This window comes from Nitrobacter sp. 62-23 (genome assembly GCF_001897285.1).
In the GTDB taxonomy this organism is placed as follows: domain Bacteria; phylum Pseudomonadota; class Alphaproteobacteria; order Rhizobiales; family Xanthobacteraceae; genus Nitrobacter.
Genome location: NZ_MKSM01000056.1, coordinates 1 through 21,922, shown reverse-complemented (window position 1 = coordinate 21,922; position 21,922 = coordinate 1). Strand labels below are relative to the sequence as shown.

18 protein-coding genes and 1 pseudogene are annotated in these 21,922 nt (G+C 62.5%); 9 read left to right on the top strand and 10 right to left on the bottom strand.

Annotated elements, in window-relative coordinates:
- Positions 1 to 137: 137 nt before the first annotated feature.
- Positions 138 to 1,490, top strand: a complete 1,353-nt coding sequence (locus BGO16_RS04720) for an amidohydrolase family protein (protein ID WP_292617438.1) — start codon at positions 138 to 140, stop codon at positions 1,488 to 1,490.
- 63 nt (positions 1,491 to 1,553) lie between these two features.
- Here BGO16_RS04720 and BGO16_RS04715 read toward each other — a convergent pair whose 3' ends face one another.
- From BGO16_RS04715 to BGO16_RS04705, 3 genes are read right to left on the bottom strand one after another with little or no spacing between them, the layout of a single operon-like run.
- Positions 1,554 to 2,051 carry a TPM domain-containing protein gene (locus BGO16_RS04715; RefSeq protein ID WP_292617437.1) on the bottom strand — a complete coding sequence of 166 codons (498 nt, stop codon included), beginning with the start codon at positions 2,049 to 2,051 and terminating at the stop codon, positions 1,554 to 1,556.
- 1 nt (position 2,052) lies between these two features.
- Positions 2,053 to 2,925 (bottom strand): YgcG family protein, encoded by an 873-nt coding sequence (locus BGO16_RS04710; RefSeq protein ID WP_292617436.1) that lies wholly within the window; start codon positions 2,923 to 2,925, stop codon positions 2,053 to 2,055.
- Positions 2,926 to 2,946: 21 nt separating this feature from the next.
- Positions 2,947 to 3,558 (bottom strand): LemA family protein, encoded by a 612-nt coding sequence (locus BGO16_RS04705; protein ID WP_292617435.1) that lies wholly within the window; start codon positions 3,556 to 3,558, stop codon positions 2,947 to 2,949.
- A 553-nt stretch (positions 3,559 to 4,111) separates the two neighbouring features.
- Here BGO16_RS04705 and BGO16_RS04700 point away from each other — a divergent pair.
- The 3 genes from BGO16_RS04700 to pncB all read left to right on the top strand — a co-directional run bounded on the left by BGO16_RS04700 (position 4,112) and on the right by pncB (position 8,504).
- A complete protein-coding gene (locus BGO16_RS04700; RefSeq protein ID WP_292617434.1) occupies positions 4,112 to 6,154 on the top strand; it encodes a TonB-dependent siderophore receptor in 2,043 nt (680 codons plus the stop codon).
- Positions 6,151 to 7,032 carry a substrate-binding domain-containing protein gene (locus BGO16_RS04695; protein ID WP_292617433.1) on the top strand — a complete coding sequence of 294 codons (882 nt, stop codon included), beginning with the start codon at positions 6,151 to 6,153 and terminating at the stop codon, positions 7,030 to 7,032. The genes BGO16_RS04700 and BGO16_RS04695 overlap by 4 nt, the downstream gene beginning before the upstream one ends.
- 167 nt (positions 7,033 to 7,199) lie before the next feature.
- Positions 7,200 to 8,504, top strand: coding sequence for a nicotinate phosphoribosyltransferase (gene pncB / locus BGO16_RS04690; RefSeq protein ID WP_292617432.1), 1,305 nt, complete (start codon positions 7,200 to 7,202; stop codon positions 8,502 to 8,504).
- 14 nt (positions 8,505 to 8,518) lie between these two features.
- Here pncB and BGO16_RS04685 read toward each other — a convergent pair whose 3' ends face one another.
- The 4 genes from BGO16_RS04685 to BGO16_RS04670 form a co-directional block, all read right to left on the bottom strand.
- Positions 8,519 to 9,739, bottom strand: coding sequence for an SLC13 family permease (locus BGO16_RS04685; protein WP_292617431.1), 1,221 nt, complete (start codon positions 9,737 to 9,739; stop codon positions 8,519 to 8,521).
- 47 nt (positions 9,740 to 9,786) lie between these two features.
- The gene (locus tag BGO16_RS04680) at positions 9,787 to 10,329 is read right to left on the bottom strand and encodes a flavin reductase family protein (RefSeq protein ID WP_292617430.1); all 543 of its coding nucleotides are present in this window, start codon (positions 10,327 to 10,329) and stop codon (positions 9,787 to 9,789) included.
- Between the two features lie 9 nt (positions 10,330 to 10,338).
- Complete coding sequence (locus tag BGO16_RS04675) at positions 10,339 to 11,562, bottom strand: acyl-CoA dehydrogenase family protein (protein WP_292617429.1); 1,224 nt, start codon at positions 11,560 to 11,562, stop codon at positions 10,339 to 10,341.
- A 104-nt stretch (positions 11,563 to 11,666) separates the two neighbouring features.
- On the bottom strand, positions 11,667 to 11,945 hold the full coding sequence (locus BGO16_RS04670) for a hypothetical protein (RefSeq protein ID WP_292617428.1): 279 nt from the start codon (positions 11,943 to 11,945) through the stop codon (positions 11,667 to 11,669).
- Positions 11,946 to 12,422: 477 nt separating this feature from the next.
- Between BGO16_RS04670 and BGO16_RS04665 the strand changes: the two genes are divergently transcribed.
- From BGO16_RS04665 to BGO16_RS04650, 4 genes are all read left to right on the top strand, one after another.
- Positions 12,423 to 15,047, top strand: a complete 2,625-nt coding sequence (locus BGO16_RS04665) for a DUF3772 domain-containing protein (RefSeq protein WP_292617427.1) — start codon at positions 12,423 to 12,425, stop codon at positions 15,045 to 15,047.
- Positions 15,048 to 15,220: 173 nt separating this feature from the next.
- Entirely contained in the window at positions 15,221 to 15,625 is a 405-nt protein-coding gene (locus tag BGO16_RS04660) for a winged helix-turn-helix domain-containing protein (RefSeq protein ID WP_292617426.1), read from the top strand.
- A 205-nt stretch (positions 15,626 to 15,830) separates the two neighbouring features.
- Complete coding sequence (locus BGO16_RS04655) at positions 15,831 to 16,394, top strand: DUF2478 domain-containing protein (protein ID WP_292617447.1); 564 nt, start codon at positions 15,831 to 15,833, stop codon at positions 16,392 to 16,394.
- Positions 16,395 to 16,451: 57 nt separating this feature from the next.
- Positions 16,452 to 18,029, top strand: a complete 1,578-nt coding sequence (locus BGO16_RS04650) for an FGGY-family carbohydrate kinase (protein WP_292617425.1) — start codon at positions 16,452 to 16,454, stop codon at positions 18,027 to 18,029.
- A 192-nt stretch (positions 18,030 to 18,221) separates the two neighbouring features.
- Here the strand turns inward: BGO16_RS04650 and BGO16_RS04645 are convergent, their stop codons facing one another.
- Positions 18,222 to 19,925, bottom strand: a complete 1,704-nt coding sequence (locus BGO16_RS04645) for an outer membrane beta-barrel protein (RefSeq protein WP_292617424.1) — start codon at positions 19,923 to 19,925, stop codon at positions 18,222 to 18,224.
- Positions 19,926 to 20,109: 184 nt separating this feature from the next.
- On the opposite strand from BGO16_RS04645, the gene BGO16_RS04640 reads away from it, so the two are divergent.
- Positions 20,110 to 21,123, top strand: a complete 1,014-nt coding sequence (locus tag BGO16_RS04640; RefSeq protein ID WP_292617423.1) for a KpsF/GutQ family sugar-phosphate isomerase — start codon at positions 20,110 to 20,112, stop codon at positions 21,121 to 21,123.
- Between the two features lie 15 nt (positions 21,124 to 21,138).
- On the opposite strand, the gene BGO16_RS04635 is transcribed toward BGO16_RS04640, so the two are convergent.
- Positions 21,139 to 21,585 (bottom strand): NfeD family protein, encoded by a 447-nt coding sequence (locus BGO16_RS04635; RefSeq protein WP_292617422.1) that lies wholly within the window; start codon positions 21,583 to 21,585, stop codon positions 21,139 to 21,141.
- Positions 21,586 to 21,602: 17 nt separating this feature from the next.
- A pseudogene (locus BGO16_RS04630) lies at positions 21,603 to 21,922 on the bottom strand (band-7 C-terminal domain-containing protein); the annotation flags it as partial.

The window sequence follows — 21,922 nt, the reverse complement described above, 5'->3', positions numbered from 1 at the left end:
TCGGCACCATTGCGGAAATTTTAGGATTTTTTCCGACCGACAAAACGGCTTAACCGAAGCGGCCGAAACGGGCCACGAACTGACTTGAACGCAGCAATAAAAGGCCACAGAGAGCATAAGCGGGGAGCGTATTGAGCATGTTGAATAAATTGCGCATCCATCACTTTTGTCGAGCCGCGCTGGTCTTGAGCGCGTTTCTCGCACTGTCCCCCGTGCCGGCCGTGGCGCAGCAGCCTGTCGCCGAGACGATTTTCCGCAATGTGCGCGTGCTGGACGTGGTCGACGGTCGTCTCGGCCCGCCGACCAGCGTCGTGATCCGCGGCAATACCATCGCCGCAATCGGACCATCTGCAGACGTTGCGGATTCCAAGGCCGAAATTATTGACGGCAAGGGTCGCACGCTGATGCCGGGGCTGATCGACGTTCACGTCCATCTGACGTTCGGCGCGGTCTTGCTGAGCGATCTCTATGATCCGAAGACGACAGCCGAGCAGCTCGGCGCAGCCGCGGCGAAATCGGCGACCGATATGCTGCTGCGCGGCTTTACGGCCGTGCGCGACATGGGCGGTCCGATCTTTCCGCTCAAGCGGGCGATCGACAGCGGCAAGGTTCGGGGGCCACGGATCTGGCCGTCGGGTGCGATCATCTCGCAAACCTCGGGGCACGGCGACTTCCGCACGCCGGACGAGCGCTCGCGCCGCTTCTTCGGAAAACCTTCGCGCGCCGAGGAAGAAGGCGCGACCTTTATCGCCGATGGCCGCGACGAGGTGCTGGCCGCGACGCGCGAGAATCTGCGAATGGGCGCAAGCCAGATCAAGATCATGGGCGGCGGCGGCACGTCGTCGGCCTACGATCCGATCGACGTCACGCAATATACGCTCGACGAGATGAAAGCCGCCGTCGATGCCGCCTCCGACTGGAATACCTACGTCGCCGTCCACGCCTATACGCCCCGCGCGGTCCGCCGGGCGATGGAGGCGGGCGTCAGATGCATCGAGCACGGGCAATTGCTCGACGAGCCGACCGTCAAGCTGATGGCTCAGAAAGGCATCTGGCTGAGCGCCCAGAACCTGATTGCAGATTCGCCCAACATGACGGCGGAGCGGCGCGCGAAACGCAAGGGCATAGTCGAGGGCAACGCCCGCATCTGGCCATTGGCGAAGAAGTACGGCGTCAAGCTCGCATGGGGCACGGACATCCTTTTCGAGCCGGAGCTCAACGCCGAACAAAATCGCCTCATCCTGTCGCTGAAGCAGTGGTTCTCCCCTGCCGAAATTCTCCGGCTGGTGACCTACGACAATGCGCAGCTCCTGGCGCTGAGCGGCCCGCGCGCACCCTATCCCGGCAGGCTCGGCGTTGTGCAGGTCGGCGCTCTCGCTGACCTTCTCCTCGTCGACGGCGATCCGCTCAGCAACATCGACCTCCTCGCCGATCCGCAGAAAAACTTTCAGGTCATCATGAAGGACGGCGTGATCTACAAGAATGACTGATGGGGGAGCCGGATATCGGATTCGACGCACCATGCCGCCGACGTTGGGGCATCCACGCCCCCTTCAGATCACGACCGGCGCGTCGGGAAGTTCGTTCGGACCGGCTCCTTGCTTCGGGAACTGTTCTGCAAGCTGCCGGGAAACGGCTTCGATGCCTTTCACGACTCCGGCCTCGAAACGGCCTCGCTTGAACTCGGCCTCCATCGCGGCGCAGATACTCTTCCAGACCGCCGCGCCGACCTTTGCATGAATGCCGCGATCGGCGACGATCTCGACGTCGCGATCGGCGAGCAGCAGATAGATCAGTACGCCATTATTGTGCTTCGTATCCCAGACCCGAAGATGCGCGAACACGTCGAGCGCCCGCTCGCGCGCCGGCTGATCGCGGAACAGCGGGACGCCATCGAGCGCGCCTTCCACCGCGAACACCACCTGCCCCGAATGGGTCGTCTCGCCGGCGCGGATCGCCCGTTCGATCGCGGCCATCACGTCCGGCGGAAAATGCTTTCGCACCCGCCAGCGATGCCCGATCAGATGCCTGCCAATGCGGCCGATCCCCATTCTACCAGCTCCCCGATGCGCCGCCGCCGCCGAAGCCGCCGCCGCCACCGCTGAATCCGCCGCCGCCGGAGAACGACCCGCCTCCCCGGCCGCCGCCGCCGACCCAGGTGCCGCCGCCTCGGCCTCGCCCCGCGCCCGAGACAATTGTGTCGCCCACCACTGTGAAAACGAACGCCAGCACCGCGGCGATGCCGGCAACCATCAACGAGCCGACGAATATCCAGGTCGCGACGCCGGCAAGAACGCCGGTCGCGACCGAGCCGACCAGCCGGCCCAGGATGCTCCGGAAGATCCCGCCGAAGACAAGCACGCCGACAATGACGAACGGATTGAAGAGATCCTCGACGCTGAAATTGTTCGCAAACTGCCCCTGCGGCTTTGGCGCGGGCAGCGGCTCGCCGTCGATCACGCGCAGCATGCGATCCACGCCAGCGGAGATGCCGCCGGCGAAATCGCCGTTGCGGAATTTCGGAACGATCTCTTCGTCGATGATGCGCTTCGAGGTGAGATCGGTCAGCGCGCCCTCGAGACCATAACCCACCTCGATCCGGAGCTTGCGGTCATCTTTGGCGACGACAAGGATTGCGCCGTCATCGATCTTCTTGCGGCCGATCTTCCATTGGTCGGCGACGCGGATCGAATACTGCTCGATCGTTTCCGGCGCGGTGGTCGGCACGATCAGCACCGCGACCTGACTGCCCTTGCGATCCTCGAACGCCTTCAGTTCCTGTTCGAGCGACGCCTTCTGATCGCTGCTCAGCGTTGCGGTCAGATCGACCACGCGCCCGGTCAAAGGCGGCACCGCGACATCGGCGGCTGCCGCGCCGACCCAGCACAGCATCAGCGCCAGCAGCGCCGCCTTCAGGATGCGCATCGCCGTCACCGGCTGTGCCGGCTACTTCGCGGGCGCGGCCGGCGCCGGGTTGAAATCGACTTTCGGCGCGGTCGAGATGTCCTTTTCGTTGTCGACAGTGAAGTTCGGCTTGGCCTTGTACCCCAGCGCCATGGCGGTCAGGTTGGTGGGAAACGAGCGGACGGTGACGTTATAGTCCTGCACCGCCTTGATGTAGCGGTTGCGCGCGACGGTGATGCGGTTCTCGGTGCCTTCGAGCTGGCTCATCAGGTCGCGGAACAGCGTGTCCGATTTGAGCTGCGGATAATTCTCGGTGACGACCAGAAGGCGCGACAGCGCGCTGGAGAGTTCACCCTGGGCGGCCTGGAATTTCTGGAACGCAGCCGGGTCATTGAGCACTTCCGGCGTCGCCTGGATGCTGCCGACCTTGGCGCGCGCGTTGGTGACGCCAAGCAGAACGTCCTTCTCCTGTTGCGCGAAGCCCTTCACTGAATTGACGAGGTTCGGCACGAGGTCGGCGCGGCGCTGGTATTGATTGACCACCTCGGACCAGTCGGACTTGATCTGCTCGTCCTGCGACTGGATGGCGTTGTAGCCGCAATTGGTCAGGCTCAAGGTGGCGAGCGCCGCCAGCACCGTCAAAAACTTCCGCATCATATCTCTCCTGCCGGGCAATCAGGTCTGCGTTCCATGGAAAAGTCCGCGCGATCTGTTCGGCCGCGCAACCGCAATGCTAGCAGATGTCGTGACCGCGTCGTTCCTGTCAATTCCCTTGCCGTCAACAACGACCACCGGCCGGTTATAGCGCCGGATGCGCTTCACGGATATCCGGCAGCGCCGCAGGTCCCTTCCCATCGTGTCCTCGGCACGATCGTGCGCGTGATGGACCTCACCGTCAGATCCACGAGATGCGGGACTCCGTCCGAAGACCGCCAGGTCCGCTCAGCATGATGTCATGGGTCGGCTCTGCGGAACACCTCCCGCGAACACGGCCTCGAGAACTTACCAACCGGCCTTCAGCACAGAGTCTGACACTGTGACATTTTCACCCTATGCAGCACCATCGTTATATTTATATGAATATATCAGTCTTTGCCGCTAAGGAGACCAGATGTCGTCTGACCGTCGTTCCAGGCGTTACCGCCTTCGCAGAGTTCCTTCATTGTCGATTTTGGTAGCGCTGTGTGGAAGCGCATCGGCTCAAGAAATGCTTCCGACAATCGATGTCCGGAGCGATGCGTCGCAAACTGCCGACGTGACTCCTGATTACAAGGTCAACCGCATAGAACTCGGCCCCCTGGGCAAGAAGCCGCTGATTGATACGCCTTTCTCAGTCAATACGATTTCAGAAGGTTTCGCCGAAAATCAGCAGATCCAAAGCGTGCGCGAGGCATTTCGCTTCATTCCTTCGGTTCAGGGCGAGAACGTCCGTCCGCAGACTCGCGGTGTTCAGGCAAGCGTTGTGCAAAATACGCGCATCGACGGGCTGAATATCGCCGCGACCACTGAATATCCGATCGAGCAATTTCAACGCATTGACGTCTTGAACGGGATTGCCGGCGCGTTGTTTGGCCCGGCTCAACCAGGTGGAACCTTCAATTACGTCATGAAGCGCCCGACCGTCGATCCATTGCAGCGTTTGACGGCAGGCTATCTTTCCACGGGCCAGTGGCTCGCGCATGCCGATCTCGGCGGCTTCGCCGATCCCGAGCATCGTTTTGGCTATAGATTGAACCTTCTCGATCAGGATGGCGAAAGCTACGTCCGCAACAGTCGGCTGAAGCGCCAACTCGCCAGCTTCGGCGGCGATATCCACTTCAGTCCCGACACGGTGCTCGAGACGAATGCGAGCATCTACCATTACAAAACGGAGGGATTTCCTGGAACGTTCGCCGTTGCAAAGGGCGTCCTCTTTCCGGCGGCGGTCGACCCGACAAGGGTTGGTTACGGCCAGCCGTGGGGAGGAGACGACAATACGACAACATTCTTGAGTAGCCGCATCAAGCACGATTTTAACGAGAACTGGAGCTTCTCCGCCGGCGTCTCGCGCAATACAAGCGATCGCGCCTCCACCGTTCCGACAAATACGATCACGAACAACGCTGGAAATTACGTCACCACCGCGGCGACAACGACCTATAGCCTAGATACGGTCAACAGCAATCAAGCCGCTCTGAACGGCCGTTTCGAGACGGGTTCGCTCAAGCACGATCTGGTTCTCGCCACCAATGGTTTCTCCTGGGATCGCTACACGCCGTTCCAGAGAGGAACAATCACCGCTGGACGCGCCAGCCTCGACAATCCGTCGGTCTATCCCGAGCCGAATTTTCCTGATTTCAAAAACCGCTACAGATCCGTGAACACATTCCAGCAGTCGCTTACCTTGGGTGACACCATTGCTTTCAACGACCAATGGTCGGTATTGGGCGCCATCAGCGACAGTTGGATCGATACCCACAACTACAATTCGGTTGGCAGCCTCACGAGCGCATCCAGTGCTACCGGATGGAGCCCGCTCGGCAGCATTATGTTCAAGCCACGTAAAGACATAACGACCTATTACACCTATGCCGATAGTTTGCAGCAAGGCGATAGCGCACCAGCTGGCACCGCCAATCAGGGCCAGACCCTGGCCCCGTATCGAAGCAATCAAAATGAACTTGGCGTCAAATTCGATTTCGGGCGTTTCAACCTGAATGCCGCGCTCTACAGAATCGAACGGCCCTATGCTTACACCGGAACGGATAACGTTTTTTCCGTTAAAGGAACGCAGATCAATCGTGGAATTGAACTGATGGCGTCAGGCGCCATCAACGATGAATGGACGGTATTCAGCGGGATGACGTTCATTGACCCACGGCTCTACAATACGGGCTCGCCGCAAACTGACGGCCAACGCATTTTGGGCTTATCTCAATTCGTGGCGAATTGTCTGGTCGAATATCACGTTCCCACTGTCCAAGGACTGACATTCACCGGGAACGTCACCTACGCGACGAACCGGCCGACGGATTACGCGAACACGTCATTCGTTTCCGGCTATGCCGTGCTCGATCTTGGCATGCGTTACGCTCAACTCATTGCCGACAAGCGGGTCACATTCAGGTTCGATGCTTTCAATGTCACCGATGATCATTATTGGGCCAACGTGACGCCGGCCGCTCAGAATGGGTATAACGCAACAGGTTCAGCGACCGGCATTTTGGGCGCGCCGCGGACTTTCCGCGCCTCGTTGCAGGTTGAGCTATGAAGAACCGGACGATCGCGGTCACATATGCAGGCGTCCTCGCTCTGACGACGATCGTCGGCTCATGGATCGTCGGCTCATGGGTCTGCCGGGCGGAAGCGGAGGAGCAGGCGCCGGCGCTGCGGGTTTACGCGGCCGGAAGCACGCGAGGCATTCTCCCCGCAATTGCGGAGGATTACGCCAGGACGACGGGCCAGAGGTTTGAATTTACATTCGGCCCGGCGGGACTGCTGCTGAACAGGATCCGCAAGGAAGGCGGCGCGGATATTTTCGTGTCCGCCAACATGGAGCATCCGCAGCAACTTTTCCTCGAAGGCGCCGGCACGCGGCCTGTCATCTTCGCCAGAAATCAACTCTGCGTGACCGGCCGCGCGGAGCTTGGCCTCACTCAAGCCACTCTGCTCGACAAGCTGCTTGAGCCGTCAGTAAAAATCGGCACGTCGACGCCGGGCGCGGATCCCGGAGGTGACTATGCCTGGCAGTTCTTCGATCGCGCGGAGACCGTTCGCGCCGGCGCGAAGGACACTCTCATCAGAAACGCGCATCAACTGGTTGGAGGTCCAGCAAGTCCCAAGTTGCCGGCTGGCGAAACGGCGGTGCACTATTTCTTTACACGGCACGAGGCCGACGCCTTCATCGGTTACTGCAGTTCGCATACGAAAATCAGCGCCGGACCTGAAAAGCCGTCGGATTTGCCGCTGACGCGGGTCGAAGTGCCTCCGCCGCTCGCGATGCCCATCAATTATGGCCTGACGATACTGACGACAATCAAGGATGCGGGCCACAGGGAGGCTGCGTATCGCTTCGCGCTCTACCTGGTGTCTCCGGATGCGCAACGCCGCCTTCCGGAATACGGTTTCGTTCCGAGCGGCGGGCTTTAGTCGGAGCCCGGAACGGATGCCACCTCAGCGACGACCGATGTGCAACGGGGTGCCTCGGCAAACCTGGATAGTCGACGGACCAGCTTTCCGGGTCTGAGCTTTCGCGTACCCGCCGCGACACCAGACCGGCCTGTTCGCGATCACGCGTCTGCCTTATAGTTTGCGGCATGACCGTTACGGATATCGCGACGCGAACCTATAACCACGGCTTCCGCCTCGATCCGATCGTGCGCAGCCTGCTCGATACCGATTTCTACAAGCTGCTCATGCTGCAGATGATCCGGGAATTCTATCCGAACGAGCATGTCACGTTTTCCGTCATTAATCGCAGCCGCCACGTCCGGCTTGCCGAGGTCATCGACGAAGGTGAACTGCGGGCGCAGCTCGACCATGCCCGCAGCATCGCCTTCAGTAAAAAGGAGCTGATCTGGCTCGCGGGCAACACGTTCTACGGCGAGACCCAGATGTTCACGCCGGACTTTATCAATTGGCTCGCGGCGTTCCGGCTTCCTGAATACGAATTGCGGAAAGTCGATGGCCAGTACGAGTTGCATTTCCATGGGCGATGGACCCACACCACGATGTGGGAGATTCCGGCGCTCGCCATTCTCAACGAGTTGCGGTCGCGCCAGGTGACCAGGGGTCAGGGCCGGTTCGCGCTCGATGTGCTGTATGCGCGCGCCAAGGCAAAGCTGTGGGGCAAACTCGAACGATTGCGCAAGCTCGACGACCTGCGGCTGTCGGACTTCGGAACGCGGCGGCGTCATGGCTTTCTCTGGCAGCGCTGGTGCGTGGAAGCCGCCAAGGAAGCATTGGGGCCCGCCTTCACCGGCACGTCGAATGTTCTGCTGGCGATGGACAACGATCTCGAAGCCATTGGCACCAACGCGCATGAACTGCCCATGGTCGCGGCCGCGCTCGCCGATGACGACGACGCGCTCCGCCGGGCGCCCTATCGCATCCTCGACCAATGGCGGCACACCTATGGAGGCAACCTGCTGGTCGCCCTGCCCGACGCCTTCGGCACCAAGGCTTTCCTGCGCGACGCGCCGGAGTGGGTGGCGGACTGGACCGGCTTCCGCCCGGACAGCCTGCCGCCGATCCCGGCCGGCGAGGAGATCATCAGGTGGTGGGAGCAGAAGGGCCGCGATCCTCGGGAAAAACTGCTGGTGTTTTCCGACGGCATGGACGCCGATTCGATTGAGGAAACGCAGCGGCATTTTGCCGGACGCGTCCGGGTGAGTTTCGGCTGGGGCACCAACCTGACCAACGACTTCGTGGGATGTTCGCCCGACGGCACCGCCGACCTCGACCCGATCTCGATCGTCTGCAAGGTGACATCGGTCAACGGCCGTCCCGCAGTGAAACTGTCGGACAATCCCGAGAAGGCGACCGGCGAGCCCTCGGAGATCGAACGCTACCTGCGGGTGTTCGGACATGCCGGCCGCGTTCATTCCCCGGTCCATGTTTGAGTTGAGACTGGCATTCAATGCGGCTGATCGGGATGCCAGCCGATAACGGCGAGCATCACGAAGAAGCCGGCAACGTAGGCGACCGCAACGGGCCAGCCGTGCCTGAGCCATGAGCCCACCGACTTCGCCTCCGGATACATGTTCGACAGCGCCACGCCGGCGGAGGAGCCGAACCAGACCATCGAGCCGCCAAAGCCGACGGCGTAAGCAAGAAATCCCCAGTCATAGCCGCCCTGCTTGAGCGCCAGCGCGGTGAGCGGGATGTTGTCGAACACCGACGACACAAAGCCGAGGCCGAGCGTCGTTTGCCATGACGCCGACGGCAATGTCTCGACCGGCATCACGGAGGCGGCGGTCACGAGCGCCAGAAGAAAGATCGTGCCCTTGAAGGTTTCGGGCATGATGCTCCAGTCCGGCGTGCGCAGGAACGCGGTCAGCAAAATCGCGGCCCAGACTGCGAGCCCAAGCACGGGAAGCGTATCGAGCAGTGCCGGAAATTTCAGGTTCGCGGTCACGTTTGCGACCAATGCCGCGGTCAGGATGGCTGCCACGATGAAGACCCGGGCGCCGTCCACGCGCGATCCGCTCGGCGGCTTCTTCACGATCGGCGAAAAGCGATGCTGCTTGATCGCGGCCGGAACCGCGAAGATCGCGAGCGCCACCACGGCCGCGACATAGGCCTCCACGACGCTGAGCGGACTGACGCCGTCGATCCACATCATCGTCGTCGTCGTATCGCCGACAACGCTGCCGGAGCCGCCGGCGTTGGAGGCCGCTACGATCGCAACGAGATAGCCGATATGGACCTTCCCCCGAAAGACGTGACGCGCGACCGTGCCCCCGATCAGCGCTCCGGCGATGTTATCGAGAAAACTCGACAGCACGAAAACGATGACGAGAAGGAGGACGCCGCCTTTCCAGTCATCGGGCAGCACGGCCGGCATTTCGTCCGGTATCCGGCTTTCCTCGAAGTGTCGCGACAGAATGGCAAACCCCATCAGCAGCAGGAACAGGTTCGCCAGCGTGACCCACTCGTGCGCCATGTGGCGTCCGAACCCGCTCCACCCTGCGCCGGACTTGAATCCGGTGAAGCCGATTTTGTAGCCGATGATGGCGACGAGGCCGACAAGCGCGATCGGAAGCGTATGACGATGAAACAGCGCGATGCCGAGCAGAATGAACCCGAAGAGAATGAAATCGAGGGGAATTCCAGCAATCAGGATCGGATCGGTCATCGCGCTCTCATTCCGGCAGATTTTGGAGAACCCTCACCGGCAAAGCGTCATTCGCCGACGAAGCGGCCATACTTGCCGCGGGCAAACAAGAGCGATTCGTCCCGGTTGTAGCTGTAGGCCTCCACGGCACCGAGGAAGATGACGTGGTCTCCGCCATAATAGCGATCGACGGTGCGACACTGAAAGTTCGCAACGCCGCCGGACAGCAGCGGGGCGCCGCCGAGGCCTGGCGCCCAGGCGACCCCTTCGAACTTGCGGCTCGACGGCATCGCAAATTTGACGGCCAGTTCCTGCTGCGACGCGCCAAGCACGTTGACGGCGAAATGGCTGGCGTTCTGGAAGACGCTCATGTTCCGCGAATAAACTACCAGACTCCACAGCACCAGCGGCGGGTTCAGCGAGACCGACGTGAACGAGTTGCACGTCAGCCCGTAAGGGAGTCCGGCCTGGTCGGCGGCCGTGATGATGGTGACGCCGGTGGCATAGGTGCCGAGCGCGTTGCGGAAGTCGCGCGGATCGAGCGACGACTGGTCGCTCGCGAGTTCATTGGCCGGATCCGGCGCGCCGGGGAAGTCAGGACCGTCTGTCATCAGACGACCTCACAGCGTCAGGTTTTTTGACGGCAGGCCAAGGGCAACCCGGCCATAATCCGTGCCCGCCGCATCGAAGCTGAACGCGATGTGGGAATTGATCGCGTTCGCATCGCGGAACTGCCGCTGCAGCGGAGAACCCGCAGACAACCCCCGCGCCCCGCTCGCTGCAACCAGCAGCGACACCGCCTCGGTACACAGGTTCACCGCATAAGCCCCGTCGCGCCGCCATCCGGTCTTGACCGCCATGTCGGGAATATGCCCACGCCTCGCCTCCACCATCGCTTTGATGCAGATCGAGCGCATGACGAGCCGCGCGGCGTCGATCTTCGCTGACGCTTCGGCAATCTTGATCTGCGTGGATTGAAGGTCGCCGAGCATGGCGCGACTGTAGGTGGTTGCGCGATGGCGTGCGACCTCGATGTAGTCTTCGAGGCAGCCCTGGGCGTTACCGAGCGCCACCCCGGACAGCACGAAGGGAAACAGTGCAAACACCGGCAGCGCATAAAGGGAGTTCGGATTGGCGGCGCTGCCGGGCGAGGGACCGCCGGCAATCTCCGCGACCGAGAGCGTTTTCCAGTCTTCGACGAAAACGTCTTCGACGGCGACGTCGTTCGAGCCCGTGCCTTTCAGGCCGGCGGCGTTCCACATATCGATGACGCGGTAGTCTTGGCGGGGAAGCAGGAAAATCCTGTATTCGATGCCGTCGGCTTCATCATCGGATGAGACGAGCCCCGCGAGCATGTTCCAGTCGCAGCAATCCACACCGGACGAAAACGGCCAGTGGCCCTGCAAACGGTAGCCGCCGTCGACCTTCCTGGCGCGGCCGGAAGGAAACACGAAAGAGGAGGCGATCAATGCGGTCGCATCCTTGCTCCAGACGGCATCCTGCGCACGGCTGTCGAACATGCCGAGCATCCAGTGATGGCTCGCAAGGTTCGCCAGCGTCCACGCCGCGGATGCGTCGGCCATGGCGATCGCTTCGGCGAAGTCGACGAGCGCCACGTAGTCGAATTCGGAGCCGCCGACCCGCTTGGGCTGCAGAATCCTGAACAGGCCGGCCGCATGAAAATCCTTCTCGGTCTCCGGTGGCAGCCGCCGCAGCTCTTCCGTCCTTGCGGCCCGCTCGCGCAGTTGCGGCACGAGCGCCCGTGCCCGCGCCATCATGGCGGCATAGTTATCACCGTAATCCGGTTCTGACGACGGATTCGCAGGCGGGCTGATACCTGCCATCTGGTTATCCTCACTGTCCGCTGCGCAACGGACGACCTTGCGGTACTTGCCCGATCATAGGCGAGTATGACGGGGATCACCAACCGATGGCAACCGGCGAAGGCTTACTGCTCGGCGACCTTGTGCAATGTCGCAGCAGCCAGACCTTTGTCGAGTTCGACGCGGCAGCCCGAACTGAGGCTGGAGCGGTTCTTGACCATGCAGGCGGTAATCCGTCCGATATCCGGAATTTCGGAGCTGCACAGGCGGAACGCATCGCCGGTGCACTGACGTTGCGCTTCGGCCGTGAAGGCATGGCTCGCGCTGGCCGGCATGACGAAGAAGACTGCGACAGCCAGGGTCGCGGCTATCTGACGGACGATCTCGGTGCGAACGCTGGTCATCTTTGGCTCCTCGATTGCGGTGGACTCTGAGGCCATTGTCGATGCCGCATCCTGGATCATCGGCGCCCGGGAAACTGTGAGGCTCATCACTCAAGCGAAACACAAAATAAAATACAACGATATCAAGAAGATGTAGGCCATCTACCCGCGCGGCCGCGCCGGAGCCCCCCGCGGGCATGTCAACCCAACGGGGACAGGCTGGGAATTCGGTTGGGCTATTCGCGCCAACGGATCGCGCCAAGCATGACGAGCGGATGCAAGCATTGACGGGACACCGTTGACCCTGTCATTCAAGCAAGCAGCGGCTGAACTGAAATACATACAATAGGCGGATTTCTGCCTATCGTACCGCCAAACCAAAATGGCGCGCCTCACGCGCATCGCATAGCCGGACAACAACCATCATGGCCGGCTTCGCCTTCCGTTCCGGTTGGCTGCATCGTCAATTTCAGCACTGTTTCGATAGGCAAGAGAGCCATGAAGATCATCCGCGCGGCAATTTTCTTCATCGTGTTTCTATCGTGGATGCCGTTGCACGCCGGAACACCGGCTCCCGGAAACGCCGGCACCGCCAAGCCGGCAAGCCCGGCAACCGCGCCTCCGCCGGCGGCTCCCGCTGAAGATCTGCCATCGGTACCGGCACCGCAGTTTCCTCAAGCACAGTCGAAACTCGACGGCTGGAAGCAGACGCTCGATCAGATCGAAACGGTTCTCGGCGCCCATGTGATCGACGATGCCGTATTGAATAATCTGCGAAACCGGACCACAGCCACGCAAAGTGAAGCGCGCGACCTGATCTCGGAAATCACGCCTCCGCTCGAAGCCGCGACTGCACGGGCGGCCGAACTCGCGCCAAGTCCCGATGCGACCGCTCCCCCATCTGACGACGTGAAACTCGAGCGCGCCAAGCTGCTGGCTGAAGTCGCCGCGCGGCAGGGCATCATTCAGCAGGCCAAGCTCATCAATGTGCGGGCTCAGCAAACGATCGAGGCGATTTCCGATCGGCGGCGCGCGATGTTCAACGATTCGGTGCTGCAGCGCTCTGCAAGCCTGCTCAATCCCACGTTCTGGATCACCGCCGCAAACGCCGTTCCGGTTGCCGCCAGCCACTTGACCGATCTCCTCTCCAAATGGGGTCGGGTGCTGGCATCACAGCCGCTTCGCGCGGCGTCGGGCTTCGCAATCGCAGCCGTCGTGGTGCTCGGGTTCTTCCTGTCGCCGGGCCGGCGCTGGTGGTCGCGCTGGACCAAACGCGACCCCGAGATTGCCAGCCCGAGCCCGCTGCGGAAAACCGGCTCCGCCGCCGTCATCGTGCTTGCTGACACCGCGCTCACCGCCGTCGCGCTGCTCGTGCTCTATCAGGCGCTCATGATGCTCGGAGTGCTGCCCGACGATGTAAGTCCGATCGTTCGCGCCTTGTTCATCGGCATCACCTTCGGCTTCTTCTTTGTCCGCCTGACGATCGCGGTGCTGGCGCCGGGACGTCCGACCTGGCGTCTGATCGAAATGGACAATGCCGCTGCCGACGGCCTGATTTCCTACGCAGTCCTGCTTGCCATGGTCATCGCGTTCGGCGTGGTCGTGGACGCCGTGAACGTCGCGATCAGAGCCCCGATCGAACTTTCGATTGCAAGCCGGGGCATGATCGCCATTGCGAAGGCGCTGCTCTTCATGGGGGCGCTTCGCGTTGCGGCCACAACCGAAGCCGACGACGAAACCACCCCCTCGCCGCCAACCGCCGTAAACAAGTCCGCGTGGCGCCTGTTGATTCCGGTCGGCTGGGTGATGGCCACGGCCGCCATTCTCGGACCGCTCGCGGGATATGTCGCCTTGGGCCGGTTTATCACGATCGAAATGGTGGTGGTGATCGCCGCGCTGATGAGCTTCGTGCTGCTGAGCCGGTTCGCCGCGGTTCTCGTCAATGCGACTTTTGCGTTTCACGGCGCGGTCGGCCGCTTCTTGCGGCAAACCGCGGGTCTGGGCAGCAGTGCGGTCCGGCAGATCGCCGCGGTGCTCGGCGGCCTCGTTCAACTGGCGCTGATCGGGTTGACGGCCTTCGTTGTGCTCACAACCTGGGGAATCCGTTCCGACGACCTCGCCACGTCGATGTCCACGGCGTTCTTCAGCATCCAGATCGGCAATATCACCATCGCGCCGTCCGTGATTCTCGGCGCGGTTACGGTTTTTATCATCGGTGTCGTGGCCACGCGCGCGCTCAAGCGCTGGCTTGAGGAGCGTTTCCTGCCGGAAACCAGCCTCGACGTCGGCGTTCGCAGTTCGATCGGCACCGGCGCGGGCTATGCCGGCGTCATTCTGGCCACCCTGATCGCGCTGTCCTATGTCGGCCTCAACCTGCAAAACGTCGCCATCGTCGCCGGCGCGCTGTCGGTCGGTATCGGCTTCGGACTGCAATCCATCATCAACAACTTCGTTTCCGGCCTGATCCTTCTTGTGGAGCGCCCGATCAAGGTCGGCGATCGCATCGAGGTCGGCGCCCGCATGGGCGTCGTGAAACGCATCAACGTGCGCGCCACCGAGATCGCGACCTACGACAACGTCTCGGTGATCGTCCCGAATGCGGACCTGATCAGCGGACAGGTCGTCAACTGGATGCATGGCAGCTATTCGGCCCGCCTGTCGGTAGCGGTCAGCACCTCCTATGACGCCGATCCGGACAAGGTCATCGAAATCCTGCTCGACATTGTCGCCCAGCACCCGCGCGCGCTGAAATCCCCCGAGCCGTTTGCCGTTCTCGGCAATTTCGGCGCCGACGCCCTGGAGTTCACGGTGTTCTTTCACGTCGCGCATATCGGCATCGACGGCGGCGCCGCCAACGAGGTCAGGCTCCAGATACTCAAACGCTTCCGCAAGGAGGGAATCAACCTTCCGAACCCTCAACGGGATTTGCATGTGCGGGATCTCGACCGCATCGAAGCGCTGGTTCGCGACTTGGCTGGACGAGATCTGGCTGGACGAGATCTGGCCGCGCGAGACCTGGCTGCAAAAGACCTGGCTGCACGAGATTTGGCCAGACAAGACTTGGCCGGACAAGATTTGGCCGGAGCAGGTTTGCCCGGAACCGAACGCTCCGCTGCGCCATAGCGCGCTCTCGGGGCCACTGTTGCGCGCGAATCGTTTCCAACACGGCAAGGTGATCGTGGACGATCACCGCCGCTCTTCTCGAAGGCGAACGCGCTTAATAGCATCATTCGAAAGCTGACGTTCAACATGGAATGATGTATAGTTTCTATATCCATTGAACTATCGGGCGTGACATGCAGGCTTCATCCAACAAATCAATCCCCTCATTGAGCTTGCGGATCGATCTCGACTCAAAAGGCCGGATTGGACCGGGCAAAATCGAGTTACTCGAGAGCATACAGGCTTGCGGTTCGATTTCGGCCGCCGGACGCGCCATGGACATGTCCTACAAACGCGCCTGGGATCTCGTCGATGAAATAAACCGCATCTGCCGGCAGGCCGCGGTCGCGCGGCAGACCGGCGGCAAGAATGGCGGCGGCGCGGTCCTGACGCCGTTCGGGGTCTCCCTGGTCGCCCGCTATCGCAAGATCGAGCGCGACGCCTCAACCGCCGTTCACAAGGAACTCGAGGCGCTGCGTAACGACATCCGGCATCCAAAAAAAAGCGCGGAACGAGACAAAGACACCAGGGCTCGTTGATCCGGAGCGCCGTGACGTCGGGCGCCCGACAAGGCTCAGCCGAAGCAGTCGACCGCCCGCAGCGCTCTGCTCTGGCCTGATCCTTCCGGACGTGATATACATATAGCTATAACGTTGGTGCGGACGCCCGGCCCGCGATTTTCCGGCCAAGCGGAATCTGCTTAGCCGTCAGGAAATGCTCGCCGCGATGTTGAGGAGGCGAATCATGTTCGACGCCCAATGCGACCTTGCCGCCCTGGTTTATACGGAAGGTCAGGATCCGGACGCGATCCTGCATGAGTTCGCCTCGGGTCTGAACGCCAACGGCCACCGGGCCGTGGGCATCGTTCAACTCGGTCGTTACTGTCCCGACGCCAGCCTGTCGGCGACGCTCGTGCCTACCGGCGAGCAATTTCAACTATTTCAGGACAGAAGCACCTATTCGGCGGGGTGCCGGCTCGACCTCGGACAGTTGACGGGCGTCGGCGAGCGGATTGCGAGGATCCTCGACGAAGGCGCGGACATCCTGATCGTCAACCGCTTCGGCCGGCAGGAGCGTGAGGGCAAGGGCCTTGCCCACCTGGTCGCACACGCGCTCGGTGCCGACATTCCGGTCGTGATCGCGGTGCCGACCCACCATTTTCCAGACTGGATCACGTTCGCCAGCGGCATGACCGTCAAATTGCACTGCGACCGCGAATCGCTGGATGCGTGGTGGCGTCTCGTATCGGCCCGCAATGCCAGCCTGCGCCGAAACGATCGCGCAACGGTCTGCGAGATCTTCAAATAAGCTCTCGCGGTCATAACGTTCTTGACCGACCGCGGCCCTTCATCTGTAGATGGTCGCATGCAAGATCTTGTGATCGCGGTAGACGTCGGATCGAGCAGCGCGCGCGCCGGCGTGTTCGACAAGCGCGGCGTCCTGCTTGCGCGCGCCGAAGCTCCGTTTTCGACCGCGCATCCCCAGCCAAATCATGCCGAGCACAGTTCGGACGAAATCTGGACCGCGGTCTGCCAGGCGGTGCGCGAAGCCGTTGCGACCGGACGCATCGCCGCGGGAGAGGTCAAGGGCATCGCCTTCGACGCCACCTGCTCGCTCGTCGCCCTTGACCGCGCCGGCCGGCCGGTCACGGTTTCGGTAACCGGCGAGGATCGCTGGAACGTCATCATGTGGGCCGACCATCGCGCCACCGCCGAAGCCGAAGAGATTACGGCTACCCGCCATCGGGTGCTGGACCATGTCGGCAATGTGATGTCGCCGGAAATGGAAATCCCCAAGTTGCTCTGGCTGAAGCGGCATCGTCCGGATGCGTGGCGTCGCTACGGGCTTGTGCTCGACCTCACCGACTTCCTGACATGGAAGGCGACGGGACGGGCCGCGGTCTCCACCTGCACCGTGACGTGCAAATGGACTTATCTCGCCCACGAGAAACCGGGCTGGCAAAGCGATTTCCTGTCGCGCATCGGCCTTGATGACCTGCCGGATCGCGCCTCGCTTCCCGCCTCGACGCAATCGATCGGAACGAGCGCGGGCCCCCTGACAGCCCAAAGCGCAGCCGAACTTGGACTGCCCCGCGACTGCATCGTCGGCGTCGGCGCGATCGATGCGCATGCTGGCGGCATCGGCGTCCTCGGCGGGCTCGACGCCGCCGCGCTAAACGAGACGCTCGCCATGATCGCCGGCACCTCCTCATGCCACATGGCGGCCTCTCCCGATCCGAGGCAAATTCCCGGCATATGGGGTCCCTATTACGACGCGATGCTGCCGGGCTACTGGCTCAACGAGGCCGGCCAGTCCGCCACCGGCTCGCTGCTCGATCACATCCTCGACCTTCACGCCGAAGGACAATCGCTCGGCGCGGACCGCCACGCTGTAATGGCGGTGCGGATCGAGGCCGCACGGGCCGAGAGCGGCCTGGCGTTCGTCGAAGGCCTGCATGTGTTGCCGGATTTTCACGGCAACCGCTCCCCACTCGCCGATCCCGATTCCGTCGGCGTGATCCACGGTCTGCGCCTCGATGCCTCCGCCGATTCACTGACCCGGCTTTATTTCGCGACCGCGATCGGCATCGCGCTCGGAACCCGACATATCATCGATGCCCTGAACGACGCCGGCTACGCGATCGACCAGATCCGGTTGACCGGCGGCCATGCCGCGAGCCCGCTGCTGGTCCAGCTTTACGCCGATGCCGCCGGGGTCTCGGTATCCCTCCCAAAACAACCCGACGGCGTGCTTTCGGGTACCGCATGTGCCGCCGCTGCCGGCTGCGGGCTCTATCCGTCGCTCACGGCAGCCGCGGCGGCGATGACCCGGATCGGCCGCACCGTTTGGCCAGCTCCCGCATCGCGCGATTTCTTCGACCGCCGCTATCGCGCGTTTCTGTTGATGCACGAGCATCGCCAAGCGTTGTCGCGGCTGGCGTGACGGACACCAACACAACGCCAGCCTATACTAGTGGTCCGATTCTAACATTTGCACCCATTGCGGCAGGGAGTTTCTGCAAATGTTAGAATCAAAGGACCACTAGCAACTATCAGGTTTCTAGTGGAGTTTTGAATTTGACATTCGCCTGACAAGTTCGCTGCAAAGTGGGTAGCGAATATCAAATTCACTCCACTAGCGCTGCAACCGGACGCCGAGCATCACCACGGTCGACGCCGAACCCGCGCCGGGAATGTTCGAACTCAGAATATCGCGGCGCACCTGGGCCTTGATCTGGAATTCGCGGGTCAGCTTGTAAACGAGATCGCCGGAGATCGAGTAGATCTCGTCGGAGCGGGTCGAACCCTGATAATCCTGCGTGCCGTAGGTGAACCTGCCGACCGCGCCCAGCCAGCGGCGGAAATCGTGATCGACCTCGAAGGTATAGGTGCGCGTCAGCACGCCGGAAACGCCGGCGAGCGTGGATTCATCCACCGAGGTGACGGAGATGAACTTCGCGGTGGTCAACGGCGTCGCCGACCACACCAGCGACGCGCTGGTGAGCAGGCCGGTCAACTGGTTGAGGCGCGGGTCGGCGTAGCTCCGCGCGGCATAGCCTATCGAGGCCTCGCCAATCAGCAGCCGCGTGAATTCGAAGCTGGTCCCGGCCTTGGCATAGCCACCGCTGGAGTCGCGCTGGAAACCGCTGCGGTCGAACCGCGTGTCGTGGACGCGCGTGTCCGCTTCGACCTCGGCGAACGGCTTGACCCCGGGCAGCAGATCGTAGCTGACGCGCGCGATGCCGCCGTACTGGTTGAAGTTGCGGTCGTCGTTGGGCGTCGATGTGCCGTCGGTCAATCGCGAGTCCTGATACGTCGTGCGGTCCACGGTCCCGTTCAACGAGACTTGCAGGCGGTTGAAGTCGTGCTCGATGCCGGCCGTCCCGCCGGTGGTCGCAAAAAGCGGATACCGCGCGAGACCGGCCTGGATATTGGGGCTGCCGGGATTGTCGGTGCCGATCCGCAGCCGCAGCTCCGAATTGAGGCGGGTATCGTGCGTCACGTCGAGACGGCCATCGACCTTTCCGGTGAAATCCGGCCGATCCACGTTGGTCGGCACCGGCGATGCGACAGGCTGTCCGGCATTATCGACACCGGGCGGAAACGACCTCTCGTAGCCCGTAAACGAGCCGCGCAGATCGACGAGCAGGGAATGACGCGCCCAGTCGGAGGCGGCCACAAATTCGGGCGACACCATATAGAACGCCGAACCTTTGGGCGTGTTGAACCGGCCTGGATTGGTATCGTAGCCGCCGGACAATTCCACCGCCGACTTGACCAGGAAACCGCCGACATAATTGCCGACGGCGCCGAACGGATCGTCGTCACGCCGCAGGCGGCGGCGTGCGGGTTGTCCGTCCACGCTTCCCGCCATCGCCGGCGCGACCGGAGGTTTGTTCGCGGTCGCTGACGGCGGCACCGACAACGGCGGCGGCGGCGGAACCGCGACGTAGTTGCCCGGCCCCGGCGGCCGCTTCGGTTTCGGCGCGCCAGGGTAGGCCTGCGGCTTCTTGCGCTTGCGATTGAGCGAGTCGTAACCGGTGTCGCCCGCACCCACTGCCGCGGATACGCCGTAATCGGGGAGCCGGCCGATGCGTGAAGGCGCTGCTGCTGCTGTCGACGAGTCAGGGGCGGCATCGTCCGTGCCGGCATCGCTGACCCGGCGCAGATAAGAGTCCTGCGGCTGAAAGAAGCCGCCGCGCGCCGGATTCATCAGATCGCGGGTGAGCGTTTGCGCCTCAGTCGCCAGACATCCGGGGCCGATGAGGACAAGGCAAGCCAAAACCGCGCGCCATGTTGATGCGCGCTGGCGGCGGCCCGTCGCTGGACCCAAAGTCACGACCCGAAAAACTCCAGCAGGAACTTATGCTTGCAAAGGCGCGCCGTGAGGCGCGGCTATCGTTAATGGAGTTAAAACAATTATGGTTAATGGGCCGTTGAGAGCGGAATGCTGCATCGCATCCTACGCGTTGGCATGCTAAGCAGATCCCGACGCGCTCATCCGTCTCATCGCGGAACCAGGCATGACTTCGCTCAAATCACGACAGGCAACATCCGCCATGACCGATCAGGCGACGGCCGCGATCGAGTCCGCGTTGCGAACGTTCGAAGCGGAGGCCGGCGGCGTGACTGCGCTTGCCGCGGCCCTGAATTCCGATCTCGGTCCTGCATTCGCCGCTGCTGCCGACATGATCCGCAGCGCCAAAGGGCGGCTGATTGTCACCGGTCTCGGCAAGTCCGGCCACATCGGCCGCAAGATCGCGGCGACTTTCGCCTCGACCGGCACGCCGGCCTTTTTCGTCCATGCCGCGGAAGCCAGTCACGGCGACCTCGGCATGATCACCGCCGACGACGTCATTCTGGCGATGTCGTGGTCCGGCGAGCAGCCGGAGATGAAAAACCTCATCACCTACGCCAAGCGCTTTCGTATCGCCTTGATCGCCATGACCGCCGACCGCGAGTCCACGCTCGGCAAGGCCGCCGATGTCGTGCTGGTGCAGCCCAAGGCGCGCGAAGCCTGCCCGCATAATCTCGCGCCGACGACGTCGTCGCTGATGCAGCTTGCGCTCGGCGATGCGCTCGCCATCGCGTTGCTGGAGGGCCGCGGCTTCACCTCGGTCGACTTCAGCGTGCTGCATCCGGGCGGCAAGCTCGGTGCGCTGCTGAAATACACCCGCGACCTCATGCACAGCGGCGACTCCGTGCCGCTGAAGCCGCTCGGCACCAAAATGTCCGAGGCGCTGGTCGAGATGACCTCGAAGGGCTTCGGCTGCGTCGGCATCGTGGATGGTCAGGGGCATCTCGTCGGCATCGTCACCGACGGCGACCTGCGCCGTCACATGCGCCCGGACCTGATGACCGCGCGCGTCGACGATGTCATGACCCCGAATCCGAAGACGATCGGACGCGACCTTCTGGCCGGCGAGACGCTGGAAATCCTCAATTCGTCGAAGATCACCGCACTGATCGTGACCGACGAAAAAAAGCCTGTCGGCATCGTGCATCTGCACGACCTGCTGCGCGCCGGCGTGGCATAATCGCCGCGGGCAGGATTACTGCGCTGCCGCCACAGTCAGACGCGCGCCGTCAGCCTTCACGACCTTCACCCGGCTGCCCGCCGGCGCGTCCGGTCCCGTCACGCGCCAGACGGTATCGTCGATGCGCACGGTGCCGGTCCCGTCGACGATCGGCTTTTCCAGGGTGAAGACGCGACCGACCAGCGCGTCGGCGCGCTTGTTGAGGAACGGGCTATCGGCGGCTCCCGGCTTGGCCCGCGCCAGGCGCCGCCACAGCGGCACTGCCGCGACGGCGAACACCGCGAACATCAGGAGCTGCATCTGCCACGCCGGATCGAGGGCGAATGACAACACGCCGACCAGGAACGCGGCGAGGCCGAGCCAGAACAGGAACACGCCCGGCGTCAACAATTCGAGTCCCATCAGGATGAGACCGAAGATGAGCCAGTTCCAGGTTCCGAGTGACGCAAACATGTCAGCCATAGAGACGCTCCCTGATCCTATCCCTGCGGCGGGACGGTCTGGGCCGGCGAGCCCGCATTCGGCACCGCGCTCCGCCGTACGGCGGCAGCCGACGCCGCGCTCTCACCGAAAGTCGCCTTGGCGATCTCGCCGATGCCGCCCAGCGAGGCCAGCATGCTGGTGGCCTCCAACGGCAGCATCACCACCTTCTGGTTCGGCGAGTTGGCAAGCTGGCCGAAGGCCTTGATGTATTTGTCGGCGATGAAGTAGTTCAGCGACGCCACGTCTCCCTTGGCGATCGCCTCGCTCACCATCCGCGTCGCCTTGGCCTCCGCTTCCGCCGACCGCTCGCGCGCCT

Coding starts and splice junctions, on each gene's coding strand:
- BGO16_RS04720 (WP_292617438.1), top strand. CDS start 138: ATGTTGAATAAATTGCGCATCCATCACTTTTGTCGAGCCGCGCTGGTC.
- BGO16_RS04715 (WP_292617437.1), bottom strand. CDS start 2,051: ATGGGGATCGGCCGCATTGGCAGGCATCTGATCGGGCATCGCTGGCGG.
- BGO16_RS04710 (WP_292617436.1), bottom strand. CDS start 2,925: ATGCGCATCCTGAAGGCGGCGCTGCTGGCGCTGATGCTGTGCTGGGTC.
- BGO16_RS04705 (WP_292617435.1), bottom strand. CDS start 3,558: ATGCGGAAGTTTTTGACGGTGCTGGCGGCGCTCGCCACCTTGAGCCTG.
- BGO16_RS04700 (WP_292617434.1), top strand. CDS start 4,112: ATGCTTCCGACAATCGATGTCCGGAGCGATGCGTCGCAAACTGCCGAC.
- BGO16_RS04695 (WP_292617433.1), top strand. CDS start 6,151: ATGAAGAACCGGACGATCGCGGTCACATATGCAGGCGTCCTCGCTCTG.
- pncB (WP_292617432.1), top strand. CDS start 7,200: ATGACCGTTACGGATATCGCGACGCGAACCTATAACCACGGCTTCCGC.
- BGO16_RS04685 (WP_292617431.1), bottom strand. CDS start 9,739: ATGACCGATCCGATCCTGATTGCTGGAATTCCCCTCGATTTCATTCTC.
- BGO16_RS04680 (WP_292617430.1), bottom strand. CDS start 10,329: ATGACAGACGGTCCTGACTTCCCCGGCGCGCCGGATCCGGCCAATGAA.
- BGO16_RS04675 (WP_292617429.1), bottom strand. CDS start 11,562: ATGGCAGGTATCAGCCCGCCTGCGAATCCGTCGTCAGAACCGGATTAC.
- BGO16_RS04670 (WP_292617428.1), bottom strand. CDS start 11,945: ATGACCAGCGTTCGCACCGAGATCGTCCGTCAGATAGCCGCGACCCTG.
- BGO16_RS04665 (WP_292617427.1), top strand. CDS start 12,423: ATGAAGATCATCCGCGCGGCAATTTTCTTCATCGTGTTTCTATCGTGG.
- BGO16_RS04660 (WP_292617426.1), top strand. CDS start 15,221: ATGCAGGCTTCATCCAACAAATCAATCCCCTCATTGAGCTTGCGGATC.
- BGO16_RS04655 (WP_292617447.1), top strand. CDS start 15,831: ATGTTCGACGCCCAATGCGACCTTGCCGCCCTGGTTTATACGGAAGGT.
- BGO16_RS04650 (WP_292617425.1), top strand. CDS start 16,452: ATGCAAGATCTTGTGATCGCGGTAGACGTCGGATCGAGCAGCGCGCGC.
- BGO16_RS04640 (WP_292617423.1), top strand. CDS start 20,110: ATGACTTCGCTCAAATCACGACAGGCAACATCCGCCATGACCGATCAG.
- BGO16_RS04635 (WP_292617422.1), bottom strand. CDS start 21,585: ATGGCTGACATGTTTGCGTCACTCGGAACCTGGAACTGGCTCATCTTC.